We start from the raw sequence: 24,744 nt of genomic DNA, 5'->3' as shown, positions 1-24,744 counted from the left end.
GGCCTGGTGGCGGGGCTGCTGCACCGGCGTCGACGGCGCGACCGGGGGACGGCCATGATGGCCTCCTCGGCACCCAGCGCCCCGACCTCCGAGGAGAGACCATGAGCAGCCCCGCCTACCAGGTGACCGACCCGTCGACCGGCGAGGTCGTGCAGACCTTCGACCACGCGACCGACGCCGACGTCGAGGCCGCGCTGACGGCGAGCGCCGCGGCGTACGCCTCCTGGCGCGAGGTGCCGATGGCGGAGCGGGCCGCCGTGGTCAAGAAGGTGGCGGCGCTCTTCGCCGAGCGCGCCGACGACCTGGCCGCCATCGCCACCCAGGAGATGGGCAAGCCCGGCTCCGAGGGTGTCGAGGAGGCGGAGTTCTGCCAGGCGATCTTCGACTACTTCGCCGACGAGGGGCCCACGCTGGCGGCCGACCAGCCCATCAAGGCGCTCTCCGGCGGCCGGGCGATGGTGCAGCGACTGCCGATCGGGCCGCTGCTGGGGATCATGCCGTGGAATTTCCCCTACTACCAGATCGCCCGCTTCGCGGCTCCCAACCTGGTGCTCGGCAACACGATCATCCTCAAGCACGCCGAGTCGGTGCCGCGCTCGGCGCTCGCGGTGCAGCAGATCATGGACGACGCCGGCCTGCCCGAGGGCGTCTACCAGAACCTCTTCGCCACCCACGAGCAGATCGAGACGGTCATCGCCGACCCCCGGATCCAGGGGGTGTCGCTGACCGGCTCCGAGCGGGCCGGCTCGGTGGTCGCCTCGCTGGCGGGGAAGCACCTGAAGAAGTGCGTGCTGGAGCTCGGCGGCTCCGACCCCATGGTCGTCCTCGACACCGATGACCTCGACGGCCTGGTCGGCGACGCCTGGGACTTCCGGACCTACAACACTGGCCAGGCGTGCAACTCCAACAAGCGCATGATCGTGCGGGAGGAGCTCTTCGACGACTTCGTCGCCAAGCTCACCGAGAAGGCGAAGGCGGTGGAGTCCTACTCCCCGCTCTCCTCGCGCCGGGCCGCGGAGCTGCTGGCCGAGCAGGTCGAGGACGCCGTCGCCAAGGGCGCCACCCTGCACGCCGGCGGCGTGCTCGGCGAGGCGCCGGCGGCGTACTACTCCCCGGCGGTGCTCTCGGGCGTCACGCCGGAGATGCGGGCCTACTCCGAGGAGCTCTTCGGCCCGGTGGCCGTGGTCTACAAGGTGTCCTCCGACGAGGAGGCGCTCGCGCTGGCCAACGACACGACCTACGGCCTGGGCGGGGCGGTCTTCAGCACCGACGTGGCCCGGGCGGAGAAGGTCGCGCAGCGGCTCGAGGTCGGGATGGCCAACGTCAACACGACGGCGGGGGAGGGCGCCGAGATCCCCTTCGGCGGCGTCAAGCGCTCCGGCTTCGGCCGCGAGCTCGGGCCGCTCGGCATGGACGAGTTCGTCAACAAGCGGATGTACTACGTCGCGGGCTGACCGGCTCAGGCCCGCAGCCGCTCCGCCAGGGGGCACTCGAAGGGCCCGCGGGCGCGCAGCCCGACGTGGTTGAGGTAGTCGACGACGAGGGCGTACGACGCCAGCAGGCTCGTCTCGGTGTAGGCGACGTCGTGCTCCCGGCAGTACGCCTGGACCATGGGGCGCACCCGCCGCAGGTTGGGCCGCGGCATGCTCGGGAAGAGGTGGTGCTCGATCTGGAGGTTGAGCCCGCCCATCGCCGTCTCCAGGACGAGGCCGCCCCCGACGTTGCGTGACATCAGCACCTGCCGCCGCAGGAAGTCGAGCTGGGTGGCCGCGGGCACGATCGGCATGCCCTTGTGGTTGGGGGCGAAGGAGCACCCCAGCCAGAACCCGAAGACCGCCATCTGCACCACGAAGAACGCCGCGGCCTTGCCGGGAGGCAGCAGCAGGAGCAGCACCACGACGTAGCCGGCCAGCCGGGGCACGACCAGCACCAGCTCCGCCCAGCGGTGGCGCACCGGCGCCCGGCCCAGGAGCAGCCGCACGCTGCTGGCGTGGAGGTGGAGACCCTCGAGCGTCAGGAGCGGGAAGAAGAGCCACCCCTGGTGCCGGACGAACCAGCCGCGCGGGCCGCCGGCCCGCGCCTCGGCGATGGCGGCGGTGAAGGCGATCGCGCCGGGGGCGATGTCGGGGTCGCGGCCCTCCTGGTTGGGGGCGGCGTGGTGCTTGTGGTGCTTGCCGCGCCACCACCCGTAGGCCAGGCCGGCGAAGGCGCCCGCGAGGACGCGCGCCGTCCACTCGTTCCAGGCCGAGGAGGCGAAGACCTGCTGGTGGGCGGCGTCGTGGCCCAGGAAGCCGAACTGCGTGACCACCGCACCGAGGGCGACCGCCAGCAGCAGCTGCCACCAGCTGTCGCCCACGAGGACCACGGCCACCCAGACCAGCACGAAGAGCGCGACCATGGTGGCGATCTGTGCCGAGTACCAGCCGTGGCGTCGTCGCATCAGCCCGCTGTCGCGCACCGCGCGCGCCAGGTCGGTGTAGAGGCTCTGGTCGCGTCGGGCGACGGTCATGGCACGCTCCGGGTCGTGGCCCTGGGAGGCCGGCGCCGCCACGTCCGGGGCAGCCCGCTCAGGACAGCACAGTCCCGCGGGCTTGTCACCGGCGTACGACGCCGGGTTTGCCCGGCCCGGGCGCGGGCACTGGCCGGGGCAGCGTCCGCGCCGCGGACCCGTGCCCCATCTCGTACCCCCCATCCCCGTGCCCCAGGAGGACTGCCATGTCGACGGCCCTGATCGTGACCCTCATCGTCGTGCTGCTGGTGGTGGTCGCCGCCGTCGCGGTCGGACTGGTGCTGCAGCAGCGCGCCCAGCGTCGCCGCGAGCAGGCGGCTCAGGCGGGTCAGCTGCGCACCGAGGCGGCCCAGGTGGCCGCCCAGGCACCCGAGCAGGCCGTCCGGGCGCAGGAGAGCGAGGCGGCCGCGGCCGAGGCCCGCGCCGAGGCGGAGCGCCTGGAGGCCCACGCGCGCGAGCAGCGCACGGCGTACGAGCAGACCCGCGCGCAGCAGGAGGACGCCGTCCGCGAGGCCGACCGCCTCGACCCCGCCGTCGACCACCGCGCCGACGACTACACGCCCACCGACCCGGTGACCGCGCGGTCGGGCCACGCCGAGGTCGGCACCGAGCAGTCGGGCCACGCCGACCAGACGCACGCCGGTCAGACGCAGCCCGACGTGGCACCGACCGACCCCCACGACCCCGACTTCGTGCGCGGCCCCGCGGACGGCCCGGACGGGCGCACCGACGGGCGCACCGACGGGACCCCGCGCTAGTCCCGGTCCCCGGCGCGTCCACGGCTGCCGGACAATGGCCACCGTGGACCTGATGACCCTCGGCAACGCCGCGCTGGTGCTCGGCTTCGTGCTCGTCGGCGGAGTCTTCGCCGGCACCGAGATCGCGCTGATCTCGCTGCGCCCCAGCCAGGTCGACAACCTGGCGGAGCGCGGCGGCCGGGCCGAGCGCACAGCACGGGTCGCACGCGACCCCAACCGCTTCCTCTCCGCGGTGCAGATCGGCGTCACCGTGGCGGGCTTCTTCTCCGCGGCCTTCGGCGCCTCCTCGCTGGCCCCCGACTTCGTCCCCGGCCTCGAGACCATCGGCGTGCCCAGCGGCATCGCGCCCACGGTGGCGCTGGTGGCTCTCACCCTGGTGGTCGCCTTCTTCTCGCTGGTCCTCGGCGAGCTGGTGCCCAAGCGGCTGGCCCTGCAGCGCTCCGAAGGGGTCTCGCTGCTGGTGGCGCCGCTGGTCGACCGCTTCGCGACGCTGATGCGCCCGGTGATCTGGCTGCTCTCGAAGTCGACCAACCTGGTCCTCCGCCTCCTCGGCCAGGACCCCCACGCGGTGGCCGAGGAGGTCACCGAGGAGGAGCTGCGCACCCAGATCGCCGGGCTGCAGGGGCTTCCCGAGCAGGAGCGAGAGCTCCTCGACGACGTCTTCGAGGCGGGCGACCGGATCATCCGCGAGGTCATGACGCCTCGGCCGATGGTCACGGTGCTGCAGGCCGGGCAGAGCGTCGGTGAGGTCACGGCGACGGTGAAGGAGCACCCCTACTCGCGCTACCCCGTCGTCGGTGACGGCCTCGACGACACCCGTGGCTACCTGCACGTGCGCGACCTGCTGGGCGCGTCCGAGGACGCCCTCATCGACGGCCTGGTGCGCGACCTGCCCGGGGTGCCCTCGACCAACCGGGTGCTGCCCACGATGTCGCACCTACGCGCCGTCGGCGCCCACCTGGCCGTCGTCGTCGACGAGTACGGCGGCTTCGAGGGCATCGTCACGCTCGAGGACCTCGTCGAGGAGCTGGTCGGCGACATCCAGGACGAGTACGACGCGCCCGCCGCCGAGGTCGTGATCCAGGCGGGCGACGCCCGGCTCGTCGACGCCGGGATCACGCTGGAGGAGTTCCGCGAGCACACCGGCGTCGAGCTGGAGGACGGTCGCTACGAGACCGTGGCGGGCTTCGTGACCGACCGCCTCGGCCGGCTCCCCGCCCGCGGCGACGTGGTGCCGCTCGACGGCGACGAGCTCGTCGTCACATCGATGGACGGGCGCCGCGTGGCCCAGGTCGCCCTGCGGCCCACGGCTCCCCGCGAGGAGCCCGCCTCCGACCCGGCCGACTGATCGACTGATCGACCGACTGACCGACCGGCTGACCGACCGGCTGACCGACCGGCTGACCGACCGGCCCGCGCCGCCGCAAGCGTGGAGGGGCAGGCGACGCGGGCCGTACCTTCCCCGCGCAGCACCATCCCCGCTGTCCTGCGACCGCAAACCTTTGCAGCCGCAGTGTCCGGTCCGGGACCTGGAACGGCTCAGCGACGAGGCGGACGCGGGAGGAAGAAGGCGACCCGCTGCTGGTAGTCCTGGTACGCCGGCCGCTCGCCCATCCGGTCCTCGGTGCGCTTGGCGCCCGTCGCGTAGACCAGGAAGTAGGACATCGCGACCGGGGCGGGGAGCGTCCACAGCGCCGGGGCCGACGCCGCCGAGGCCAGCCAGGCGCCGTCCCAGACCACGGAGTCGCCGAAGTAGTTGGGATGCCGCGACCAGCGCCACAGGCCGGTGTCGAGCACGTCGGGGGCGTCGTCGCCGCGCTCCTTCGCGGCCTGCTTGCGCGCCATGAAGTCGGCCTTCTGCCGGTCGGCGACGGCCTCGACGACGGCGCCCGTGACCATCACGGCGAGCCCGGCGGGCAGCAGCCACCGGCGCCGGGAGCGGGGGAGTCGTGCCGCGGCGGCGACCTGGATCGGGGCCGAGACCAGCAGCTGGGCCACGGCCTGGGTCAGGAAGACCTTGGCGACCACCGTGGGCGCCGAGTCGCCCTCGAGGAAGTCGGTGTAGCGCTCGTCCTCCTCCTCGCTGCCGCGCAGCCGGCCCACCATGAGCGTGGTGAGGCGGCTCGCCCACGCCGTCGTGGCGCCGGCGAGCGCCCAGCGGCGCCCGGCGTGACCGGTGCCCAGCGCCGCGCTGGTGACGGCCACGGCGGCCAGGCCCGGGCCCCACGCACCGTCGGCGTAGTCACGGCGCCCGGCGCGGAGCGCGAGGGTGGCGGTGCCGGCCTGGATCACGCCCACCACGGCGGCCGAGGCCACCGCGACACGGCGCAGGTTGCTCACGTCGAGGTCCATGGCCTGGGGGTGCCCATCGTGGCGTGGTCGATCCGTCCGGGGAGGCGCGCATCGCGTGGGGGCCGGCGGGCTACACGGGCGACGACACCCACGACCAGCACAGCGAGGAGCCTCGGTGGAGAGCACGGACGTCGGCAGGTACCTGGAGTTCGCCGGGCTCCGCATCGAGTACGACGCGCGCGTTCTGGAGCCGCGGCCGTGGACCGAGCTGCAGTCGCGGTGGGCGGCCGAGCTCGCCGAGACCGCGCCGCGGGGTCCGCTGCTCGAGCTGTGCTCGGGCGCCGGGCACATCGGGCTGGGAGCCGCGGCCCTCAGCGGTCGCGCGCTGGTGTGCGTCGACGTCGACCCCGCCGCCGTCGAGCTGACCGAGCGCAACGCCCGCAGCGCCGGGCTCGGCGACCGGGTCGAGGTGCGCCGCGGCGAGCTGCAGCGGGCGCTGACCGGGTGCGAGGTCTTCGCCGTGGTGGTGGCCGACCCGCCGTGGGTGCGCAGCGACCGGATCGGCGACTTCGCGGAGGACCCGCCGCTGGCCATCGACGGCGGCGACGACGGCCTCGACCTCGCCCGCGCCTGCGTCACGGCCTCACTCGGTCACCTGCCCCGTGGTGGCCCGCTGCTGCTGCAGCTCGGCACGGAGGCGCAGGCCGACGAGATCGTCGGCTGGGCCGCCGCGGACGGGTGGTACGCCGACGGCCTGCGCGAGGGAGCCGGCGGCGTCGTGCTCCTGCTGCGTCACCCCTGAGGTGAGCCGCGGTCGGCGTCGCGGGCGCGCAGCAGCTTGTGGGTGCCGTCGCACCACGGCGCGCGGCTGCTGGCGCCGCAGCGGCACACGGCCGAGACCGGGCGGGTGCTCCGGTGCCGCACGCCGTCGGCGTCCTCGACCTCCACCTCGCCGGTGACGAGCACGGGACCGTCGGCGCAGACGCGCAGCACGGGGGGACGCGAGCCGCTCACGCCGCCACCGCCTCCCAGCGCCCGAGCAGGTCGCGCGCCGTGCGCGCCTCCAGGTCGAGGCAGGTCCAGGCGCCGAGCAGCACGTCGTCGCGCAGCGCAGGCTCCTCGCGGACCAGGCGGCCGCAGATGTCGCGCAGCGCCACCTGCTCGTGGGCGGCGTCGGCCTCGACGTGCTCGTCGTAGTAGCCGGCCATCGACTCGGGCAGCCCCACCCGGCGCATGCCCTGCGCCAGCTGCCGCGACGGGATCGAGCTGGTCGCCTCGAAGGCCGCGAAGTGGCCCAGGGCGGCGCCGCGCATCCGTCGTTGCAGGCCGAAGAGGCTGACCGCGTTGTTCTGCTCCAGCACGGCGTCGGTGGCCTCGTCGACGTAGGCGCCGTAGGCGGCGTCGAGGCCGGAGTCGGCGAGCCCCTGCGCGAAGAGGGCGTGGTGGAGCCGGGCCGGGTCGCCGGCGCCGTACTCGTCGAGCTGCACGAGCAGCAGGGCCGCCTTGGGACCGGCGCTCAGCCGCGGGATCGTCCAGCTGGTGGGGTCGGCCTCCTTGAGGTGGTAGATCGACCGCTGCCGGAGCAGCTCCTCGACCTCCTGCCGCGTGGCGTGGCGCTGCACGTGACGCGCCAGCGACGGACCCTCGTGGTCGTCGATGACCGCGACCACCGCCTCGTCGACCTCCAGGTCGTCGTACGTCGCGACGCCGGCGTACCGCTCACGGAGGCGTCGCTCGAGGTCGTCCTCGAGGTCGCGGCGCAGCGGCATCAGGCGGGGGGACCACTCCCAGCGGTCGTCGACCTCGTCGAAGCCGCGGTAGTGCAGCTCGTGGAGCATCCACAGCGCGAGCGAGGCGTCGGGCGCGGGCCCGCCGAGGGTCAGGGGCGGTCCGTCGAGAGGCCCGCGCAGGGTCTCGACCAGGCGCGCGGTGAGCTCTCCGCGCGGGCGGGGCAGGTGGGTCACGTCGCAGCTCCTCCGGCTGGGGGCGTCGCGGCGGCTTCACGACCAGGGCATCTCCCTGCCCGCTGGATGCCCCGCCGACGGCGATCCATGCCTGCGTGTCACAGTGACGCCGTGACCGCCCCAGACCCTCGTGTCGTCGCGATCGTGCAGGCCGGTGGCGCCGGTGCCCGCATGGACGTCCTCTCCGCCGAGCGCGCCAAGCCCGCCCTGCCCTTCGCGGGGTCCTACCAGCTGATCGACTTCGCGCTGTCCAACCTGGTCAACTCGGGGGTCGACGACGTGTGGCTCTCGGTCCAGTACCAGGCCGAGTCGCTGCAGGAGCAGGTGCGCAACGGCCGGCCGTGGGACCTCGACCGCACCCGGGGCGGTCTCCGCCTGCTGGTGCCGCGGCAGGGCAGCGGCTCCCTCGACGACGAGGGCTTCGCCCACGGCAACGCCGACGAGCTCTACCGGCTGCGTGACGACCTGCGCCGCAGCGGTGCCACCACGGTGCTCGTGATGAGCGCCGACCACGTCTACCGGCTCGACCACCGCGAGGTCCTGGCGACGCACGCCGAGAAGGGCGCCGAGCTGACCATGGTGGTGACCGACCTGGCCGGCGTCACGGGTGAGGACCCGTCCGACCACGCCGTGGTGGAGCACAACCGGCTCGGCCGGGTCACCGACGTCAGCTACAAGCCCGAGAAGCCGCGCGGCACCGTGGTCGCGGCCGAGGTCTTCGCCTACCGGGTCGACGTGCTGGTGGAGGTGCTCGAGGAGCTCCACCGCGAGCTGTCGGGCGCCGACGCCGACCGCGAGGCGGGCGACTCGGGCCTCGGCGACTTCGGCGACCTGCTGGTCCCGCGCCTGGTGGCACGGGGCAAGACCTACGCCCACCGGCTCGACGGCTACTGGCGCGACCTCGGGCAGCCCCACCACTACCTCAACGCGCACCTCGAGCTGCTCACCGGCGACGTCGGGCTCTTCGACCCCGCGTGGCCGATCCGCACGCAGCAGCCGGAGCGGCTGCCGGCGTACGTCGGCGCGGGCGCCACGCTCGCCGACGCGATGCTGAGCCCCGGCGCCCGCGTCTGTGGCACGGTCACCCGCAGCGTCGTCGGCCCTGACTCGGTGGTCGAGTCCGGAGCCGAGGTCGTCGAGAGCGTGCTGGGCGCGGGGGTCACCGTGCGCTCCGGGGCACGCGTGGTGCGCGCCGTCGTCGACAGCGACGCGGAGATCGGGCCCGAGGCCACGGTGGGCGGTGCCGAGACCTCGCTGGAGGACCCCGACGCGATCGCCATCATCGGTCGGGAGTCGCACGTGCGACGCGACGTCGGCCCCGGCGGCCGGGTGCCGCCGGGCGGCAGCGTGTGACTCGCCGGGGGAGCGGTCAGCCGCCGAGCGCCGCGACCAGCTCGGCCTTGGTCATCGAGCCGCGACCGGTGACGTCGGCGGCGCGTGCCCGCTCCATGAGCTCGGCCTTCGTCGCCGACTCCAGCTCGGCGGTCGGCGCGGCAGTGGACTCGGGGGCCTCGGTCGGCACCGGCGTCGTCCCTGCGGGCCGTGGCGCCTCGGCAGCGCGCTTGCGCTCGCGCCGGGCCTTGCGCGCGGCCTTCTCGGCGCGGGTGGCTGCCGCCTCGGCGGCGGCGACCAGCTCCTTGACCCGTCGCTCGTGCTTCTTGCGTGCCTGCTTCTGTCCCATCGGGCGATCCTCCCAGTCGACGTACGGCTCTCGTCGGGGCGTACCCGCGTGAGCGTGGTTGCTTCGGGCACCCCTGGAGGGGGTCGCGAGCTGCGTGGCCCATCTCGGAGGGAGACACATGAGCGAGCACGACACCGACACACCCACCCGTGACGACGCCGTGGCCAAGGTCGCCGGCCTGGTCGACCGGGCGCGGATGAGCATGCTGACCACGATGACCAACGACGGACGCCACGTCAGTCGGCCGATGGCGCTGCAGGAGGTCGAGTTCGACGGCGACCTGTGGTTCTTCTGCTACGACGACTCCGACAAGGCACGCCAGGTCGTCGCCCACCCCGAGGTCAACGTCTCCTTCTCCGACGAGAAGAACAGCTCGTGGGTGTCGCTGTCGGGGCGCGCGACGGTGGTGCACGACCGGGCGAAGGCCGAGACGCTGTGGTCGCCCGCCCTCGAGGTGTGGTTCGCCGACGGGCTCGAGACGCCTGGCCTCGCGCTGCTGCGCGTCGAGGTCGACACCGCGGAGTACTGGGACGCGCCGAAGTCGAAGGTCAAGCAGCTCGTCGGTGGCCTGCGCGCCGCCGTCAGCGGCGAGCCCGACAAGTTCCCCTCGACCAACGAGACCGTGCGGCTCGACTAGCGACGACGCCTCCCGCGACCACGGGGGGTCTCGAGACGGTTGCTGCGCAACCTCCTCGACCACCCCGGTGGTCGAGGAATGCGCGTGCGACGTCCCGGTGGTCGAGGAAGGCGCGCAGCGCCTGTCTTGAGACCCGGTGACGTGCGCGACGAGGTCTCGACAGGCTCGACCGCCGGCGACCGGTGAGTCCGGCGTCCACGCCGGGTCTGCCCGCGCATGACGACCTTCGTGCTGCTGCACGGCTCCGGTGACGGCGGCTGGCACTGGCGAGCGGTGGTCCGGGCGCTTCGCGGGCTGGGCCACGCAGCAGTGGCGCCAGACCTGCCCACCGTCCGCGACGATCTGACCTGGGAGCAGTGCGCCGACACCGTGGTGGACGCCCTGGGAGGGCCGCGGGACGCGGTGGTGGTCGGGCACTCCGCGGGTGGCTTCCTGGTGCCGCTCGTCGCGGAGCGCTTGTCGGCGGTGCGGGCGGTGTACGTCGCCGGCATGGTGCCGCGAGCGGGGGAAGACGGCTACGGGTGGTTCGACGCCCTCGGCTGGTCCGCGGCGGTGGCCGAGCAGGGGCGCCTCGACGGTGTCACGGGCAGCGCGGACCCGGCGGTCACCTTCCACCACGACGTGCCCGGCGACGTGGCCGAGGAGGCGGTGCGCCACGAGCGTCCCGTCGGCGACGCCCTGGCCCTCCGGCCGTGGCCGGAGGTGGAGGTCCTGGCGGTGCCGAGCGCGTACGTCGTGACCACGGCCGACCGCTTCCTGCCGCCGCCGCTGCAGCGCCGGGTCGCCGCCGCCCGGTTGGGCGTGACCGCGCCGCTGGAGATCGCCTCGGGGCACTGCCCGCACCTGAGCCGTCCCGAGGAGCTGGCGGGGCTGCTCGCAGCGACGTCAGAGCAGTGAGCTCGCCTCCAGCACCCGGCGTACGACGGGGTGATCGTCCGCCAGGTGGTAGCGGTCGCGGAAGACGGTCTCGACCAGGTGGCGGACGTCGAGGCCGGGGTCGACGTCGCTGCTGAGCAGGAGCAGGGCGGGGGCGTGGCCGTCGTCGTGGGGCGGCTCGTAGCCGCGCACGGGAAGCACCGTCATGCCGAGCCGCTCGTAGAAGGCGATGCGGCGCAGGCGCACGGCGTGCTCGGCGCCGTCGATGCCCGGCTCGCCCGGGTCCTCGACGTCGAGGACCACGCGCGCGTCACCGAGCTCGCGGCGCAGGTCGGCGAACATCCGGCTGCCCACGCCCGCCCCGCGGCGGCCCGCGAGGAAGTAGCGCACGAAGGCCCAGCGCTGCTCGCCGATGCGTCGCAGCACCACGAGACCGGCGGCACGGTCAGGGTCCTCGGCGTACACCAGGACCTCGTCGTCGAAGAGGTCGTCGAAGGGCGCCCGCAGCTCGGGCGGGAAGGCGTCGCCGTAGATCTCCTCCGCGTGCGCACGCAGCGCCGGGCCGGGGTCGCGCACCCACCTCACCGCTGCCACCTGGTCTCCCCACCGACCACCGTGCGCAGCACCTCGATCTCGCGGATCCGCTCGGGGGCGACCGTCGTCGGGTCGTCGGAGAGCACGGCGAGGTCGGCGAGCTTGCCCACCTCGAGGCTGCCCTTGTCGTGCTCCTGGTGCGAGGCGTACGCCGACCCGAGCGTGTGGGCGGTGAGCGCCTCGAGGCCGGTGAGCGCCTCCCCGGGGCTGAAGGGCTGCCCCGACGCGGTCTGCTGGTTGACCAGGTCGTGGATGCCGAGCAGCGGCGCGCCCTGCACCACCGGACGGTCGGAGCTGCCGGGCACCACGATGCCGGCGTCGAGCAGCGAGCGCTGTCGGTAGGCCCACGGCACCCGCTCCGGCCCGAGGGCGCGCAGCATGCCGTCGCCGATCTCGTTGACGAAGCGCCCCTGCGGCACGGGGACGACGCCGAGCGCCGCCGCCCGCGCCACCTGGTCGGGACGGGAGACGCCGAAGTGCTCGATCCGGTGACGCGGGTCGTGCCGTGGACGCACGCGCTGGGCCTGCTCGTAGGCGTCGAGCACCACGTCGATCGCGGCGTCGCCGATCGCGTGGGTGGCCACGCGCCAGCCGGCGACGTGGGCGCCGACGATGCGCGCCGTGAGCGCCTCCGCGTCGGCCTGGAGGTAGCCGACCTCGTCGGGGAGGTCGCAGAAGGGACGCGACATCGCCGCGGTGTGACCGATCAGCGAGCCGTCGGAGAAGACCTTGACCGGGCCCAGGCGCAGCCAGTCGTCGCCGAAGCCGGTGCGGAGGCCGAGGTCGAGCCCCAGCGCCGGCGACTGGTCGAGCCCGACGACGTCGTGCAGCACGTCGGAGGTCACCATCAGCTCGACCCGCAGCGGCAGCCGGCCTTGCTCGCGGGCACGCAGGTACGCCTCCACCTCGACCGGGCTCTTGCCGATCCAGCCGCCGCCGACGCCGGCCTCGACGACGCTGGTGAGTCCCTCGGTCAGGTACTGGCGACCCGCCCGCTCGATGGCGTCGACCAGGGTCTCGAGCGGGTACGGGAGCACCAGGGGGGCGACGAGGCTCTGGGCGGTCTCCTGCAGCAGCCCGGTCGGTCGGCCGTCGGCACCGGTCACCACCAGCCCGCCGTCGACCTCGACGGGTCGCTCGGCGATGCCCAGCTCGGCGAGCACCGCCGAGCTGACCACGCACATGTGGCCCGAGGTGTGCTTGACCCAGACCTTGCGGCCGCCGGAGACCCGGTCGAGGCCCTCCCGCGTCGGGTGGCCGCCGGTCCTGTTGTCGTCGTAGCCGGAGCCGACCAGCCACGCGTCGTCGTCGAGGTCGTCGGCGCCCGCGGCCAGGGCGGCGTACAGCGCGTCGAGGCTGTCGACCCGGCAGTCGACCTCGGCGAGCCCGAGGCCGTGCCAGGCCATGTGGTTGTGCGCGTCGTGGAAGCCGGGCACCACGGTGGCGCCGCCGAGGTCGACGACCTCGCGGGCGGGCACCTCCTCGGTCGCCACGATGCGGCCGCCGAGCACGGCCAGCGCGCTGGCGGGGGCACCCAGGGTGACGAAGCGGGCGTTGGTCAGCAGCAGGTCGGCGCGCAGCGTCATCGGAGCAGCTCCTTGGCCACGCGCTCGGAGGCGGTGCGCGGCAGGTCGTCGCGGAAGTCCCAGTAGCGCGGCACCTTGAAGGGGGCCAGCCGCTCGCGGCACCAGGTGACCAGCTCGTCCTCGGTCACGTCGCCGACGACGAAGGCCTTGACCTCCTCGCCGCGCAGCTCGTCGGGCACGCCGAGCACCGCGGCCAGGCGCACCGCGGGGTGGCTGGCGAGCACGGCCTCCACCTCCTGGGCCGCGACGTTCTCCCCGCTGCGGCGGATCATGTCCTTCTTGCGGCCGACGAGGTAGACGCGGCCCTGCTCGTCGAGGCGGGCCAGGTCACCGGTCGCGAACCACCCGTCGGCGAAGGGGCTCGGCAGGCCGTCGTACCCCTGCATCATGCCGGGGCCGCGCAGCTGCAGCTCGCCGTCGATGAGGCGCACCTCGCGGTGGGGCGCCGGCGACCCGAGGCAGCCGCTGCCCACGAGCTCGTCGTGGTCGTCGTCGCCGACGCGGATGTCGGCTCCGGTCTCGGTCATGCCGAAGCACTCGTACCAGGGCGCTCCCCAGCGCTCCTCGAGCTCGGCGTGCAGCGCGGGCGGGATCGCCGAGCACTGCACCCGGCTGACGCGGTGGTCGCGGTCGGCCGCGTCGGGCGGCTGCCGCAGCAGCAGGGTGGGCATGGCGGCCAGGCAGTAGAAGTAGGTGACCCCGTGGTCGCGGACCTTCGACCAGAAGGTCGAGGGGTGGAAGCCGTCGAGGACGACGAGGTGGGCACCGGCGGTGAGCGCCGCCGCGACGTTCCACTGCGGGTCGACGTAGGTGAAGGCCTGCGCCGTGAGCATGACGTCGTCGGACGACAGGTGCGGGAAGCCGTCTACGAGGCTGTCGGCGAGTGTCGTCCAGTAGCGGTGGGGGAGCAGGCAGCCCTTGGGCGCCCCCGTGGTGCCCGAGGTGAACTGCACGTTGACCACGCGGTCGGGGTCCGGCCCCGGCAGGTCCCGCGGCTGCGTGGGCGCGAGCGCGTCGACGTCGTACGCCGGCACGTGCGCGACCTCCGCGAGGAGCGGCAGGTGGGCGGCGTCGCCGACGACGGCGACGGCACGGCTCGACGTGACGAGGTGGGCGGTGTCGACGCTGCGGTAACGCGGGTTGACCGGCACCAGGGCGGCGCCCAGCTTGGCGAGCGCGAGCCAGAGCAGCGGCAGCTCCGGACGGTTGCCGAGCATCACCGCCACCCGGTCGCCCTCGCGCACGCCCAGTACTTGCAGGGCCCCGGCCAGGCCGGTCGACTCGTCGTCGACCTCGGCGAAGGTCAGCGTGCGCCCCGAGCCGTCGTCGAGGTCGAAGGTCCACGCCGGGCGGTCGGGCCAGCTCGCGGCGGCGTGCCGCAGCCGGGTGACGAGGTCGCTCATCGGGTCGGTCATCGGGTGAAGGCCTCGCGTGGCGCCTCGCCCTCGCCGGAGAGGCTGGTGAGTAGGGCGTGGTCGACCTCCGCGGCCATCGCCGACTCGATCTCGGCCTCGACCGAGCGGTCGACCACGCGCTTGGCCAGGCTGGTGCTGAGCGGGGGACGCTCGGCGATGCGGCGGGCCAGCTGCATCGCGGCGTCCAGGTGCTCCCCGGCGGGGACGACGCGGTTGACCAGACCGAGGCCGGCGGCTCGGTCGGCGCCGAAGCGCTCGCCGAGGACCAGCAGCTCCTTGGCCCGAGCCGGGCCCACCACGCGGGGGAGCAGGCTGCTGATGCCCCCGGTCACGCTGAGCCCGACGCCGACCTCGGGGAAGCCGAGCTGTGCGGTCTCGTCGGCCACCACCAGGTCGCAGCAGAGCGCGAACTCGCAGCCGGCGCCCAGGGCGTAGCCGTGCACGGCCGCCACGACGATGCCGGGGAAGGAGCGGACGCGACGGGTGACCTCCTGCAGCCGGTGCAGCCGGGTGCGGGTCTGCAGCGGCGTCTCGGCCGGCGGTGGCTCCTTGAGGTCGTGGCCGGCGCAGAAGGCGCGACCGCGGCCGGAGAGCACGATCACCGCGGCCTCGGCGGCGGCCCGGTCGAGCCCGGCCAGCAGCTGCTCGACGAGGTCGGCGGAGACGGCGTTGAGGCGGTCGGGCCGGTTGAGCTCGAGGTGGGCGATGCCGTCGCGGCAGGAGTACTCGACGTCCATGCGGGCACTCTATCGATCGATCGATAGGCTGTCGTCCGTGGACACCGCCGACCGTGTGCAGCAAGCCGCCGTACGCCTCTTCGCCGAGCGCGGCTACCACGGCGTCGGCATCCGCGACCTGGCCCAGGAGGCAGGGCTCTCCTCGGCGTCGCTCTACCACTACATGGGCACCAAGCAGGACCTCCTGGCCGCGGTGATGCGCGCCAGCCTCGAGCACCTGCTCGTGGAGGGAGAGGCCGCGGTCGTCTCGGCCAGCGACCCTGGCGACCAGGTGCGCGCACTCGTGCGGATGCACGTGCGCGAGCACGCCGAGCGACGGCTGCAGACCCTCGTGGTCGACGGCGAGCTCCGCGCGCTGGAGCAGCCGCAGCGCGCCGAGGTGGTCGCGCTGCGCGATCGGTACGAGTCGCTGTGGGCCGAGGTCATCGACCGGGGGGCGGCCGCGGGCGACTTCCGCGTGCCCGACCCGGCTCTGGCCAGGCTCGCGCTGCTGGAGATGTGCACCGGCGTCGCGCGGTGGTACGCCGCCGACGGCCGCGTCGGTCTCGAGGAGCTCACCGAGCGCTACGTCGAGCTGGCGCTGGCGATGCTCGGCGCCCCGACCTGAGCGGCGTACCTCAGCGACCGCGGGCCTCACGCAGCATGTGGAGGGCCTTGGGTCCGATGCCGTGCAGCCCGGCCAGCTCGCCGAGGTCTGCGGGGAGGTCGGCGAGCGAGCCGTAGCCCGCGTCGATCAGCGCGCCGGTCGCCGGGCGGCCGATCCGGACGCCGTCGAAGGTCGGTCCGCGGTCGGGGGGTGGGGCGGCGTGGTCGGTCACGGGCGTCTCCTGCTGGTCGTGGGGGTCAGCGCTCGAGCGACTCGGCGAGCACGACGCGGTTGCCGTCGGGGTCCGCGAGCACGGAGAGGCGGAACTGCCCGGAGGGCACGGTCTGCGCATGGGGGACGTCGAGCCCACGCCCGCGGGCGGCATCGACCTCCGCCCCGACGTCGTCGACCACGAGGGTGACGCTCCCGGAGCCTGCGCGCTCGGCGTCCTCGATCAGCTGGAGCCCTCCGCCCTCGGGCACGTGCCACTCGAGATCGGTGGGCATCGGCACCAGGTCGGGCTCCCGGCCGAGCAGGGTGCTCCACCAGGGACGCGAGACGTCGAGGTCGCTCGAGGGGATGGCGGCGAGGACGGTGGTGACGGTCATGGGTCTCCTTCGTCGTGGCGGGCCGGTCGCGGTCCCGTGGGTGGGAGCCGTCATCGAGGTAGACCCGGCCGGCCGACCCGATCCATCGGCGTCCGGGTGCTGTCATCCTGGGTCATGCCCTCGAGCCCCGATCCCCACGAGGCGGACGACGCGTCGCTGCCGGACACCATGCTGGCCGCCGTGACGACCCACCACGGTGGCCTCGACGCCATCGACGTGCGCTGTGTCCCCCGGCCGCAGCCGGGGCCCGGCGAGGTGCTGGTGCGGGTCCTGGCGGCGGGCTGCAACAACACCGACCTGTGGACCCGCGAGGGCAGCTACGGCTCCGGCTCCGGGCCGGACGCGAAGGCCGGCTGGCTCGGGCCGCTGGACTTCCCCCGGATCCAGGGAGGCGACGTCGTGGGCCGCGTGGCCGCTGCGGGCGACCCGGACGGGCGGGGACTGCTGGGGACGCGCGTCCTCGTCGACCCGGCGCTGTACGACGACGACTCGCCGGACGCACGGCCGGCCGACGTGCTCGGCAGCGAGCGCGACGGCGGCTTCGCCGAGTACGTCGTCGCGCCGCTCGCGCGGGTGCACGATGTCGGCGACTCACCGCTGAGCGACGAGCAGCTGGCGTCGCTCCCCATCGCCTACGGCACCGCGCTGGGCATGCTCGAGCGGGGTGGCGCTGCCGACGGCGACACCGTGGCCGTCACGGGCGCCTCCGGCGGGGTGGGCCTGGCTGCCGTGCAGCTGGCCAGCGCCCGTGGCGCCAGGGTCGTGGCGGTGTGCTCGGGGAGCAAGAGCGATGCGGTCCGCGCGGCCGGCGCCGACGTGGTCGTCGACCGGACCCGGGGGAGCGTGGTCGAGGACCTCGCACGCGCCGCCCCCGACGGCTACGACGTGGTCGTCGACGTGGTCGCCGGTCCCACGCTCGAGGCGGGCCTCGACCTGCTGCGACCAGGGGGACGGTGGGTCGTGGCGGGCGCCCTGGACGGCTGGGAGGTCCGGCTCGACGTACGCCGTCTCTACCTCGCCAACGTCTCGTTGGTGGGGTCGACCATGCACTCGCCCCGCATCTTCGACCTGCTCGTCGACCTCGCGCGCAAGGGCGCCGTACGACCCGTCGTCGCCGCCACCTACGCCCTCGCTGACGTCGCCAAGGCGCAGCGCGTGCTCGCCCAGCGGGCCCACGTCGGCAAGCTCGTCGTCGTCCCCTGACCCGTCCGACCTGCGCGGGGTCCCGGGTGGCCGAGGCAGACGCGCAGCGCCTGTCTCGAGACCCGGTGCCGGTCGGCTGCGCACGGGTCGCGACGAGCCCGGCCGACGTGCGCGCCTCCCGCGGGCGCCGGCGGATGGTCCTGCCGGCGCCCGCGTCAGGTCACGCCTGCTGGGCCAGCGCGAACTCCACGTTGCCCGCGGTGTCGACGCCTGCGTCGAGCACCTTGTCGTCGAGCACCTCGGCGGCGTTGCTCTCGAGGTAGACGGTCGCGCCGCCCTGCTCGACGACCTGGTCGCCGGGCTCGGGCTGCTCGGTGACGGTGATGCCGAAGGCGGCCTCCGGGCCGGGCTCGACCGCGATCCGGAGACCGGTGTCCTCACCCTCGGTCTGCGAGGCGATCTCCTTGACGATGGCACTGGCGTTCTCGGTGAGCGTGAGCATGGCTCCCCTTCCGATGGTGTGCAGGATCGTCCACCCTTGCTCGCGGGTCCTCAGGACACAAGCGACCGCCACCGCCGGCGCGCCCCGCTGCACTCCTCGGGTGCGTCCCGTCGCCTGTGCGAGATTGGGCCCGTGGCGACGGAGCTGGACCAGTCCTTCGGGTGGCGCGGCCGCAGCGTCGCGTGGATGAGCGCCGGCTCCGGCCCACCCGTCGTCTTCTGCCACGGCACGCCGTGGTCCTCGGTCCTGTGGGCGCCGTACGCCGAGGCGCTGAGCTCCGAGTTCACCGTGTACCTGTGGGACATGCCCGGCTACGGCCGGTCGTCGATGGACGAGCGCCACGAGGTCGACCTTGGCACCCAGGGCGAGCTGCTCCGCGACCTGCTGGAGCACTGGGGGCTGACGTCGCCCCACGTGGTCGCGCACGACATCGGGGGCGCCGTGGCGCTACGCGCTCACCTGCTCCACGGGGCGGCGTACGCGTCCCTGGCCCTGGTCGACGTGGTGGCCCTGCGGCCGTGGGGCTCCGACTTCTTCCGCCTGGTCGCCGACCAGCCCCACGTCTTCGCGGCGCAGCCACCTCACGTGCACCGCGGCGCCCTGGAGGCCTACATCGCCGGCGCCAGCCACCGCGGCCTCGGCCGCACCGACCTCGACGCGCTGACCGCCCCGTGGCTCTCCGCCGAGGGGCAGGCGGCCTTCTACCGGCAGATCGCCGCCGCCGACGAGCGCTTCACCGACGAGGTGGAGCGCCGGTACGCCGACCTGGACCTCCCGGTGGCGGTCATCTGGGGACGCGAGGACACCTGGATCCCCGTCGACCGTGCCCAGCGACTGGCTGACGTCGTGCCCGGCGCCCAGCTGGCCATCGTCGACGACGCCGGGCACCTGATCCACCTCGACGCCCCCGTGCAGCTCGCCACCACGCTGCACCGGTGGCTCACCGAGGTCCGCTAACACCACGCCACCGGCGCGTGGGCATGGCACGCGACGTGCCGGGTGAGGCGAGCGCGTGGTGCTGGGTGCCGGGTGGCCAAGGACCGCGGGCAACAGGGATCCGGGTGGTCGGGGGAGGCGCGCAGCCGGGGTCCGGGTGGTCAGGGGAAGCCCGGGTCCGGGTGGTCGGGGGAGGCGCGCAACCGGACCCCGGGTGGTCGAGGAAGGCGCGCAGCGCCCGTCTCGAGACCCGCCGGGTCGGCCTAGGTGCGCCGGTGGAGCTCGACCTTGCCGTCGGCAGAGATCCGGTGCTCGATGCCGGGATCGTGCAGCCGGCGGTGGTGCTGGCCGCAGAGCAGGCGTCCGGTGGTCGTGTCGGTCCGGCCGCCGTGCTGCCAGGACACGTCGTGGTGGGCCTGGCACATCGAGGCGGGCACGTCGCAGTGCTCGGCGGAGCAGTGGGTCTGCGTGGCGTAGAGCGCCAGCCGCTGTTGCTTGGTGTGCAGGCGCTTGGAGCGACCCTGGTCGAGCACGACGGAGTCGCCCCCCAGCACCATCGGCACCACCCGGTGGTGGCAGGCCAGGCGTCGCGCCTCGGCAGCGGAGATGCGGGCGCCGGTGTCGAGGGTGGCGACTCCGGCCCGGTTGAGCCGGTGGAGCAGGTCGGCGAGGGTCATGGTGACGATGACGGTGGCGTCGCCCCCGCCGGTCTGCGGCAGGTCGCGGGCGCTGGTGCGCTCGATCAGCTCGCACAGCGCCTCGCCACGACGTACCGGGACGGGCCGCGTGTCGCGCTCGCTCCGCTCGCCGGGCGCGGCGCAGGTGTCGGCGGCGTCGGCACGCAGGGGCGACATGATCGCCTGGAGCTGCTTGCGGAGCATGTGGCCGTGCAGCTTGGGAAGGCGGAAGCGGCCGTGGACGACGCCCTGGTGGTCCTCGTGCATCTCCAAGGTGACCTTGCGCGCTGCGCGAGCCTCCTCGGCCTCGAGCAGGCGGCCCTCGTAGTCGTCAGCGTGCTCGGGGCAGATGACGGAGTAGATGCTCCGGGCCAGCTGCTCGAGGGCCTTGGCGTCGTGGGCGTCGGCGAGGTCGACCAGATGCTCCTCGGCCTGGCGACGTTGGTCGGCATCGACGGCGAACTTGCCCGAGGTGGGCAGCAGCCTGAGACCACGCACGATCGCGCGGGCCTGGTCGACGCGCACCGCCCCGGCCCGGACGCCGGCCCCGACGACGGGGTAGCGGTCCTCGAGGTCCTCGGCCAGCGTGAGATCGGCTCGCGCCGAGGCCCTGGTCTGCCGAGTGACCCGCGCGGCCCAGTCGGCCGCGCTGCGGTCGCCGGCATCGATCGCGGCCTCGTCGCGGTCGGCGGCAAGCAGCACCTCCAGGCGCAGCGCCTCGAGCTCGGCCTGCGCGGTCGCGAGCGCCATCAGGGTGTGCCGCTTGTCCTCCGCGCCCATCGACCACACCGGCACCGGCGACTCCCGCAGCCCCTCGAGCCGGGCGAGCAGACGGTCGGTGAAGTCGGCCACCGGGTGGCGCTCCGCCACCACCTCGCCACCCCCGCCGACCTGCTCTGTCATGGCTCCATTCAAGCCGTGAGGTACGACAGTCCAGCCCTCTGAGCTGCGGTTTCATCCACGATGCGGACAATGAATTCAGAACGATCTTCTGGGCAGTTGCGACTGTCGATCAACGGCCGCCCGCAGCGGCGCAGCGCCCGAAATGGCGTGGCGATTCGGCGCAAACGCCACAGTCCCAGCGTCAGAGCGCCTCCGAGGCCAACGAGAGGTGTTCTTGGCTACTCAGAACTGGCTGCAGCCACCGACCGATAGCCCACTGCATCTCATGGTCAAGGTGCGTCCAGTTGCACACGCGCGCCACCTCGCGCCTCGTTACGTCTGCCTTGCTGGCTCCCTTGGCGGCTGCTGGCCGGCACTTTGACCCCAACTTGTGTGCCAGCTCTTCGCCATTCTGGGCATCGACCCCAATTGCCGCGCCAACCTCGGCGGCTCGGGTCGTGGACATGCCGTTCATCAGCGCAAACTCAAGGTCGAATGGAAGCAGGTGCACACCCACGCCGGCGTCCACTGCCGCGCCGTTAAATTCGCGGACGGCCGATGGGTGAACCAACTGATCCCGTGCAGCGTAGGACGCATCTACGTTCGCCCGAGTGCTTCTCACGGCTTCGGGCACCTCTAGACCAGCTTGGTTGAGGCACTTGATCACCTGGGTCGCGGCATCGCCGTCTGCGCACACAAGCCAGCGGATGGCTTGCCGTCGCTCCTGGTCGGAGAAGCCTCGCAGAAGCCTGATCCATGGCGTAAAGGCCGTCTTGCCGCCAACCGCAATGACGGTCATCTGACTGCATGCTGGGCGCAGTGCCGGATGCCTAGCCAGTCTTCTGCGGATCTCTTCGAACGCGGCCACATCGCCGGCGCCCTCTACCAGAAGCACACTGCGAGCGAAGAGTGCCTCGGCGCCGCGCCCACTCATGTATGCGGACTGTCGGTCATCGACACCCGTCGCGGCTGGCGCCGCGAAGAGTCGGTGGTCGCGGACGATGATCACGTCCGAGACTGTCGCTTCATCAATCATGGCCGCGCTGTGAGTGGATGCGATGAACCACAGGTCATCGTTGTCCAAGAGACTGCGTGCCAGTTCCCTTTGCGCCGAAGGGTGGAGAAAGGTCTCCGGTTCCTCAAGCAATAGCCGTACCCGCCGCTGCCCCTGCGCTACACCCTTCAGCAGGCCAATCACCAAGAGTGATTGAAGCCCCGAGCCGACCTCCTCCACTGGAACCATTCGCGAGTCGTGAGCTCCGGTTGTGAGTCTCAAGGCAACTGCATCGGCGAGCCAACCGAGAGCGTCATCGTGCTCGAACGCGAGTCTGAGCTCGGCACGATTGAACAGATGTCGCGACTCCTGGCTGAACTCTTCGATCACCTCAACCAGTTCTTCCTCAGCACGCTCGCGCAATGAATCGAGGGCATTTCGTACGTGTCGCACGCGCTCCGCGGGACGCCCCTGAGCAGCGGGCAACATTGAAGACTTCAGTCGCTCCAGAACGACAGATCGGAGTTGGTCGCGGAAAGCTCCTGCATTAGTGTCACGGACGTTCGGGACGTAAAGCCATTGTTCGCTCTGACGAAGGAGTTCAAGGAGTTCGATAGCCTTGGGATCTGAGGCAGAGGGTTCGCCTCGACGGGGAGGTCCCAGGTGGGCGCTAACGCTGCGGCTGCTGACCTTTAGGCGTAGTTGGGCGACACCCTCTTTCGCGCGGAATCCCCGAGCCACTCTCAGATCGCTCACGCGAATACGTATGGATATCCGCCGAGCCCGGCCAGCAGCGTCCGCGGCAGGCAACAGGAGGCGCGCCTCCTGGTCCGAGAGTCCGCGAGCTCCCGTCAGCAGCGCGGCGTCTGCGCGGTTGAGCGACCAGTCGAGGATCCTTAGCAGCGACGTCTTGCCCGCATTGTTCGGGCCGACTAGAAACCTTGACCTGTGCGTCATGTCGATCGCAACCCGCTTGAAGCCGCGGAGGTTCTCGATCTCGACGCGCTCCACGTGGGCGGTAGTAGGCGAAGAGCGCCGGGTCCCCGTCATGTGGGGATGCTGTCATGTGAACGGGTCCTCGGGTCACGTTCAGCGGCTCCAGATGGCCGCCTACGGTGCGCGTCTAACCGCCGCGAGTCGGCTAGCGCCTCTAGTCGCATCGCTTGGACGACCTCGTGTTCGTCCCCGGGAAGAAGGCGTCGCCGATGCCGGTTGTTGTCACATGAAGAAGATCGGCTTCTTGTCCTTCGGTCACTGGAACCCGTCGCCTCAGTCGCAGGCGCGGACGGCCTCCGACGTGCTGCTGCAGTCCATCGACCTGGCGGTCGCGGCGGAGGAGGTCGGCGCGGACGGGGCCTACTTCCGCGTGCACCACTTCGCCCGGCAGCTCGCCTCGCCGTTCCCGCTGCTTGCGGCGGCGGGCGCGAGGACGAGTCGTATCGAGCTCGGCACCGGCGTGATCGACATGCGCTACGAGAACCCGCTCTACATGGCCGAGGACGCTGGCGCGGCGGACTTGATCGCCGGCGGCAGGTTGCAGCTCGGCATCAGCCGGGGGTCACCGGAGCAGGTCGTCGAGGGCTACAAGTACTTCGGCTACGACCCGGGCGAGGGCAACGACCACGCCAGCATGGCGCGCGAGCACACCCGAGTCTTCCTCGATGTCATCGACGGGCGGCGGTTCGCCGAGCCGAACCCTCGACCGATGTTCCCGAACCCGCCTGGACTGCTGGGCATCGAGCCGCAGTCGCCAGGCCTGCGTGAGCGGATCTGGTGGGGCGCGGGCACTCGCCAGACCGCCGTCTGGACGGCGGAGCAGGGGATGAACCTGATGAGCTCGACCCTGCTCACCGAGGACACCGGGGTGTCGTTCCACCAGCTCCAGGCCGAGCAGATCCACATGTTCCAGGACGCTTGGAGGGACGCCGGGCACGAGCGCGAGCCGCGGGTGTCGGTCAGCCGCAGCATCTTCCCGATCGTCAACGCCACCGACCGCGCGTACTTCGGCGCGGAGTCGCGGAGCGAGGACCAGGTCGGGATCATCGACGGCGGCACGGCCCGCTTCGGCAAGACGTACGCCGGGGAGCCGGACCAGCTCGTCAAGGACCTTGCCGAGGACGAGGCGATCGCTGCCGCGGACACCCTGCTGCTGACGATTCCGAACCAGCTCGGCGTCGACTACAACGCGCACCTGCTGGACAGCGTCCTCAGGTACGTCGCGCCGGAGCTGGGCTGGCGCTGACGGCATGCCGGAGGGCCGGTCGGGACGTCACCGTGCCGACCCGTCCTGGTGGCGGAGTCAGTGCTCGATCGCGGAGGGTGAGGAAGGCGCACTACCGCGCCAGCGTCAGGACTCCTCATCGCCCCAGCGTCCGAGTGCGGCGATGGCGTCGCGCAAAGCAAGGCCGCGATCGGTCAGCGCGTAGGCACGCGTGTTGTGCCGCAGCGGCAGGCGTGTCAGGACTCCGGCAGCCTCGAGCTCGCGGAGGCGGGTCGCGAGCATGTTCGTCGGCACTCCGAGATCGCGCTGCAGGTCGCAGGACCGCTGCGGTCCTTCGAGCATCCGCTCGACGATGAGCAGGGCCCACCGTGCTCCGACGACGTCGAGAGCAGCGGCCAGGTCGCTCACGCGGTCGTCTGGGCGTCTGGCTTCATCCAGAACGGTGAGTAGTGGTAGCCGTCGGGGTCGTCGAACTGCCGCTGGTACATGAAGGAGTAGTCGTCCGTGTCTCCGATCCGTCCGCCGGCAGCGCTGGCGCGCTCGACGATCGCGTCCATGGCCTCGCGGCTGTCGAGGTCGAAGGAGACCGTGACCTTCGACGGAGTAGCTGGTCCACCGATCAGTTCTTCGACGCCGCCGACGCTCGCGTACATCTCGCGGCTACCGAGCATGACGTAATGCTCGGGCGCGATCGCGAAACACGACACGTTGTGGTCGGACATCTCGGTGTTCAGGGTCCGTCCGAGGGCGGAGTAGAAGGCGGTCGCGCGTTCGACGCTGTCCACGGGGCAGGGGATGAAGAGGCTCATGGGTCTCACGCTTGCAAATGCAAGTGACCATTCAAGGTCGACCGCTGCGCTGCTGCGCCACCCTGCTGGGAGCACCAGGTTGCCGTCGAGCCGCGAAGCGCAGTGCCGTTCCGTTGCTGTCTTCGCGTGGGGCGCCCTTCCACCCACTGCCGGATCCCCTAGGCGGCGCCCGTCGAGCAGCGCGAGACGACACCTGGCAGCCCGGATCAGGGATGCTGATGGGCGCGATCGTAGATGGATATTGGACGCCCCATGGTCCGATTCATATGGTGCTGTGACCGCGATCACCGTCGCGTGACCTCTCACCTACTTTCGGAGACGGACGGACATGGAATCC

At 72.6% G+C, this 24,744-nt stretch carries 27 protein-coding genes; 11 read left to right on the top strand and 16 right to left on the bottom strand.

What is annotated here, in order from left to right; translation table 11 throughout:
• Positions 1-101: 101 nt before the first annotated feature.
• Positions 102-1,454, top strand: coding sequence for an NAD-dependent succinate-semialdehyde dehydrogenase (locus tag IG63_RS0111420; RefSeq protein ID WP_030484499.1), 1,353 nt, complete (start codon positions 102-104; stop codon positions 1,452-1,454).
• Positions 1,455-1,459: 5 nt separating this feature from the next.
• Here IG63_RS0111420 and IG63_RS0111415 read toward each other — a convergent pair whose 3' ends face one another.
• Complete coding sequence (locus IG63_RS0111415) at positions 1,460-2,509, bottom strand: fatty acid desaturase family protein (protein WP_030484498.1); 1,050 nt, start codon at positions 2,507-2,509, stop codon at positions 1,460-1,462.
• Between the two features lie 206 nt (positions 2,510-2,715).
• Here IG63_RS0111415 and IG63_RS0111410 point away from each other — a divergent pair, with 206 nt between their 5' ends.
• Complete coding sequence (locus IG63_RS0111410; protein ID WP_030484497.1) at positions 2,716-3,267, top strand: hypothetical protein; 552 nt, start codon at positions 2,716-2,718, stop codon at positions 3,265-3,267.
• A gap of 34 nt (positions 3,268-3,301) precedes the next feature.
• Complete coding sequence (locus IG63_RS0111405) at positions 3,302-4,615, top strand: hemolysin family protein (protein WP_425411787.1); 1,314 nt, start codon at positions 3,302-3,304, stop codon at positions 4,613-4,615.
• A gap of 191 nt (positions 4,616-4,806) precedes the next feature.
• On the opposite strand, the gene IG63_RS22170 is transcribed toward IG63_RS0111405, so the two are convergent.
• A complete protein-coding gene (locus IG63_RS22170) occupies positions 4,807-5,619 on the bottom strand; it encodes a DUF1295 domain-containing protein (RefSeq protein WP_030484495.1) in 813 nt (270 codons plus the stop codon).
• Positions 5,620-5,734: 115 nt separating this feature from the next.
• Between IG63_RS22170 and IG63_RS0111395 the strand changes: the two genes are divergently transcribed.
• Complete coding sequence (locus IG63_RS0111395; protein WP_030484494.1) at positions 5,735-6,361, top strand: RsmD family RNA methyltransferase; 627 nt, start codon at positions 5,735-5,737, stop codon at positions 6,359-6,361.
• On the opposite strand, the gene IG63_RS0111390 is transcribed toward IG63_RS0111395, so the two are convergent.
• Both IG63_RS0111390 and IG63_RS0111385 read right to left on the bottom strand, forming a co-directional pair.
• Positions 6,352-6,573: a CDGSH iron-sulfur domain-containing protein gene (locus tag IG63_RS0111390; protein WP_030484493.1), complete on the bottom strand. Its 222-nt coding sequence runs from the start codon at positions 6,571-6,573 to the stop codon at positions 6,352-6,354. The genes IG63_RS0111395 and IG63_RS0111390 overlap by 10 nt on opposite strands.
• Complete coding sequence (locus tag IG63_RS0111385; RefSeq protein ID WP_245604410.1) at positions 6,570-7,523, bottom strand: iron-containing redox enzyme family protein; 954 nt, start codon at positions 7,521-7,523, stop codon at positions 6,570-6,572. The genes IG63_RS0111390 and IG63_RS0111385 overlap by 4 nt, the downstream gene beginning before the upstream one ends.
• Before the next feature lie 111 nt (positions 7,524-7,634).
• On the opposite strand from IG63_RS0111385, the gene IG63_RS0111380 reads away from it, so the two are divergent.
• Positions 7,635-8,876 (top strand): glucose-1-phosphate adenylyltransferase family protein, encoded by a 1,242-nt coding sequence (locus tag IG63_RS0111380; protein WP_030484491.1) that lies wholly within the window; start codon positions 7,635-7,637, stop codon positions 8,874-8,876.
• A 16-nt stretch (positions 8,877-8,892) separates the two neighbouring features.
• Here IG63_RS0111380 and IG63_RS0111375 read toward each other — a convergent pair whose 3' ends face one another.
• Positions 8,893-9,204 (bottom strand): hypothetical protein, encoded by a 312-nt coding sequence (locus IG63_RS0111375; RefSeq protein WP_051706621.1) that lies wholly within the window; start codon positions 9,202-9,204, stop codon positions 8,893-8,895.
• A gap of 118 nt (positions 9,205-9,322) precedes the next feature.
• Here IG63_RS0111375 and IG63_RS0111370 point away from each other — a divergent pair, with 118 nt between their 5' ends.
• Together IG63_RS0111370 and IG63_RS0111365 are read left to right on the top strand one after the other, a co-directional pair.
• Positions 9,323-9,841, top strand: coding sequence for a pyridoxamine 5'-phosphate oxidase family protein (locus IG63_RS0111370; protein WP_030484489.1), 519 nt, complete (start codon positions 9,323-9,325; stop codon positions 9,839-9,841).
• Positions 9,842-10,057: 216 nt separating this feature from the next.
• A complete protein-coding gene (locus IG63_RS0111365) occupies positions 10,058-10,738 on the top strand; it encodes an alpha/beta fold hydrolase (protein WP_030484488.1) in 681 nt (226 codons plus the stop codon).
• Here the strand turns inward: IG63_RS0111365 and IG63_RS0111360 are convergent.
• The 4 genes from IG63_RS0111360 to IG63_RS0111345 are packed head-to-tail and all read right to left on the bottom strand — an operon-like array spanning position 10,727 to position 15,049.
• Positions 10,727-11,302 (bottom strand): GNAT family N-acetyltransferase, encoded by a 576-nt coding sequence (locus tag IG63_RS0111360; RefSeq protein ID WP_030484487.1) that lies wholly within the window; start codon positions 11,300-11,302, stop codon positions 10,727-10,729. The genes IG63_RS0111365 and IG63_RS0111360 overlap by 12 nt on opposite strands.
• On the bottom strand, positions 11,299-12,897 hold the full coding sequence (locus tag IG63_RS0111355; protein WP_030484486.1) for an amidohydrolase: 1,599 nt from the start codon (positions 12,895-12,897) through the stop codon (positions 11,299-11,301). Before IG63_RS0111355 ends, IG63_RS0111360 begins: the two co-directional genes overlap by 4 nt.
• The gene (locus IG63_RS0111350) at positions 12,894-14,300 is read right to left on the bottom strand and encodes an AMP-binding protein (protein ID WP_245604409.1); all 1,407 of its coding nucleotides are present in this window, start codon (positions 14,298-14,300) and stop codon (positions 12,894-12,896) included. The genes IG63_RS0111355 and IG63_RS0111350 overlap by 4 nt, the downstream gene beginning before the upstream one ends.
• A gap of 8 nt (positions 14,301-14,308) precedes the next feature.
• A complete protein-coding gene (locus tag IG63_RS0111345) occupies positions 14,309-15,049 on the bottom strand; it encodes an enoyl-CoA hydratase/isomerase family protein (RefSeq protein ID WP_030484484.1) in 741 nt (246 codons plus the stop codon).
• 37 nt (positions 15,050-15,086) lie between these two features.
• On the opposite strand from IG63_RS0111345, the gene IG63_RS0111340 reads away from it, so the two are divergent.
• Positions 15,087-15,656: a TetR/AcrR family transcriptional regulator gene (locus tag IG63_RS0111340; RefSeq protein ID WP_030484483.1), complete on the top strand. Its 570-nt coding sequence runs from the start codon at positions 15,087-15,089 to the stop codon at positions 15,654-15,656.
• Positions 15,657-15,666: 10 nt separating this feature from the next.
• Here IG63_RS0111340 and IG63_RS0111335 read toward each other — a convergent pair whose 3' ends face one another.
• Together IG63_RS0111335 and IG63_RS0111330 are read right to left on the bottom strand one after the other, a co-directional pair.
• Positions 15,667-15,867, bottom strand: coding sequence for a helix-hairpin-helix domain-containing protein (locus IG63_RS0111335; RefSeq protein WP_030484482.1), 201 nt, complete (start codon positions 15,865-15,867; stop codon positions 15,667-15,669).
• 25 nt (positions 15,868-15,892) lie between these two features.
• On the bottom strand, positions 15,893-16,243 hold the full coding sequence (locus IG63_RS0111330) for a VOC family protein (protein ID WP_030484481.1): 351 nt from the start codon (positions 16,241-16,243) through the stop codon (positions 15,893-15,895).
• A 114-nt stretch (positions 16,244-16,357) separates the two neighbouring features.
• Here IG63_RS0111330 and IG63_RS0111325 point away from each other — a divergent pair, with 114 nt between their 5' ends.
• Entirely contained in the window at positions 16,358-17,446 is a 1,089-nt protein-coding gene (locus IG63_RS0111325; protein ID WP_051706618.1) for a zinc-binding dehydrogenase, read from the top strand.
• 160 nt (positions 17,447-17,606) lie between these two features.
• On the opposite strand, the gene IG63_RS0111320 is transcribed toward IG63_RS0111325, so the two are convergent.
• On the bottom strand, positions 17,607-17,888 hold the full coding sequence (locus tag IG63_RS0111320) for a HesB/IscA family protein (RefSeq protein WP_030484479.1): 282 nt from the start codon (positions 17,886-17,888) through the stop codon (positions 17,607-17,609).
• Positions 17,889-18,020: 132 nt separating this feature from the next.
• Here IG63_RS0111320 and IG63_RS0111315 point away from each other — a divergent pair, with 132 nt between their 5' ends.
• On the top strand, positions 18,021-18,845 hold the full coding sequence (locus IG63_RS0111315; RefSeq protein ID WP_245604408.1) for an alpha/beta fold hydrolase: 825 nt from the start codon (positions 18,021-18,023) through the stop codon (positions 18,843-18,845).
• 242 nt (positions 18,846-19,087) lie between these two features.
• Here the strand turns inward: IG63_RS0111315 and IG63_RS0111310 are convergent, their stop codons facing one another.
• Both IG63_RS0111310 and IG63_RS22165 read right to left on the bottom strand, forming a co-directional pair.
• Positions 19,088-20,404: an HNH endonuclease signature motif containing protein gene (locus IG63_RS0111310; protein ID WP_030484477.1), complete on the bottom strand. Its 1,317-nt coding sequence runs from the start codon at positions 20,402-20,404 to the stop codon at positions 19,088-19,090.
• A gap of 181 nt (positions 20,405-20,585) precedes the next feature.
• Positions 20,586-22,388, bottom strand: a complete 1,803-nt coding sequence (locus IG63_RS22165) for an ATP-dependent nuclease (RefSeq protein WP_169741788.1) — start codon at positions 22,386-22,388, stop codon at positions 20,586-20,588.
• Positions 22,389-22,479: 91 nt separating this feature from the next.
• On the opposite strand from IG63_RS22165, the gene IG63_RS0111295 reads away from it, so the two are divergent.
• Positions 22,480-23,619, top strand: a complete 1,140-nt coding sequence (locus IG63_RS0111295) for an LLM class flavin-dependent oxidoreductase (RefSeq protein ID WP_245604407.1) — start codon at positions 22,480-22,482, stop codon at positions 23,617-23,619.
• A gap of 105 nt (positions 23,620-23,724) precedes the next feature.
• Here the strand turns inward: IG63_RS0111295 and IG63_RS0111290 are convergent, their stop codons facing one another.
• Both IG63_RS0111290 and IG63_RS0111285 read right to left on the bottom strand, forming a co-directional pair.
• A complete protein-coding gene (locus IG63_RS0111290; protein ID WP_030484474.1) occupies positions 23,725-24,006 on the bottom strand; it encodes a winged helix-turn-helix transcriptional regulator in 282 nt (93 codons plus the stop codon).
• The gene (locus tag IG63_RS0111285; protein ID WP_030484473.1) at positions 24,003-24,407 is read right to left on the bottom strand and encodes a VOC family protein; all 405 of its coding nucleotides are present in this window, start codon (positions 24,405-24,407) and stop codon (positions 24,003-24,005) included. Before IG63_RS0111285 ends, IG63_RS0111290 begins: the two co-directional genes overlap by 4 nt.
• Between the last annotated feature and the right edge of the window lie 337 nt (positions 24,408-24,744).

The organism is Nocardioides aequoreus (assembly GCF_000720335.1).
Classification (GTDB): domain Bacteria; phylum Actinomycetota; class Actinomycetes; order Propionibacteriales; family Nocardioidaceae; genus Marmoricola; species Marmoricola aequoreus.
This window is presented reverse-complemented; position numbering and strand designations above follow the sequence as displayed.

What these genes read in the sequence shown, in the direction of transcription:
- IG63_RS0111330 (WP_030484481.1), bottom strand. Translation starts at nt 16,243, where the DNA reads ATGACCGTCACCACCGTCCTCGCCGCCATCCCCTCGAGCGACCTCGAC.
- IG63_RS0111350 (WP_245604409.1), bottom strand. Translation starts at nt 14,300, where the DNA reads ATGAGCGACCTCGTCACCCGGCTGCGGCACGCCGCCGCGAGCTGGCCC.
- IG63_RS0111310 (WP_030484477.1), bottom strand. Translation starts at nt 20,404, where the DNA reads ATGACAGAGCAGGTCGGCGGGGGTGGCGAGGTGGTGGCGGAGCGCCAC.
- IG63_RS0111375 (WP_051706621.1), bottom strand. Translation starts at nt 9,204, where the DNA reads ATGGGACAGAAGCAGGCACGCAAGAAGCACGAGCGACGGGTCAAGGAG.
- IG63_RS0111325 (WP_051706618.1), top strand. Translation starts at nt 16,358, where the DNA reads ATGCCCTCGAGCCCCGATCCCCACGAGGCGGACGACGCGTCGCTGCCG.
- IG63_RS0111410 (WP_030484497.1), top strand. Translation starts at nt 2,716, where the DNA reads ATGTCGACGGCCCTGATCGTGACCCTCATCGTCGTGCTGCTGGTGGTG.
- IG63_RS22170 (WP_030484495.1), bottom strand. Translation starts at nt 5,619, where the DNA reads ATGGACCTCGACGTGAGCAACCTGCGCCGTGTCGCGGTGGCCTCGGCC.
- IG63_RS0111420 (WP_030484499.1), top strand. Translation starts at nt 102, where the DNA reads ATGAGCAGCCCCGCCTACCAGGTGACCGACCCGTCGACCGGCGAGGTC.
- IG63_RS0111415 (WP_030484498.1), bottom strand. Translation starts at nt 2,509, where the DNA reads ATGACCGTCGCCCGACGCGACCAGAGCCTCTACACCGACCTGGCGCGC.
- IG63_RS0111320 (WP_030484479.1), bottom strand. Translation starts at nt 17,888, where the DNA reads ATGCTCACGCTCACCGAGAACGCCAGTGCCATCGTCAAGGAGATCGCC.
- IG63_RS0111295 (WP_245604407.1), top strand. Translation starts at nt 22,480, where the DNA reads ATGGCCGCCTACGGTGCGCGTCTAACCGCCGCGAGTCGGCTAGCGCCT.
- IG63_RS0111370 (WP_030484489.1), top strand. Translation starts at nt 9,323, where the DNA reads ATGAGCGAGCACGACACCGACACACCCACCCGTGACGACGCCGTGGCC.
- IG63_RS0111285 (WP_030484473.1), bottom strand. Translation starts at nt 24,407, where the DNA reads ATGAGCCTCTTCATCCCCTGCCCCGTGGACAGCGTCGAACGCGCGACC.
- IG63_RS0111365 (WP_030484488.1), top strand. Translation starts at nt 10,058, where the DNA reads ATGACGACCTTCGTGCTGCTGCACGGCTCCGGTGACGGCGGCTGGCAC.
- IG63_RS0111355 (WP_030484486.1), bottom strand. Translation starts at nt 12,897, where the DNA reads ATGACGCTGCGCGCCGACCTGCTGCTGACCAACGCCCGCTTCGTCACC.
- IG63_RS0111405 (WP_425411787.1), top strand. Translation starts at nt 3,302, where the DNA reads ATGGCCACCGTGGACCTGATGACCCTCGGCAACGCCGCGCTGGTGCTC.
- IG63_RS0111345 (WP_030484484.1), bottom strand. Translation starts at nt 15,049, where the DNA reads ATGGACGTCGAGTACTCCTGCCGCGACGGCATCGCCCACCTCGAGCTC.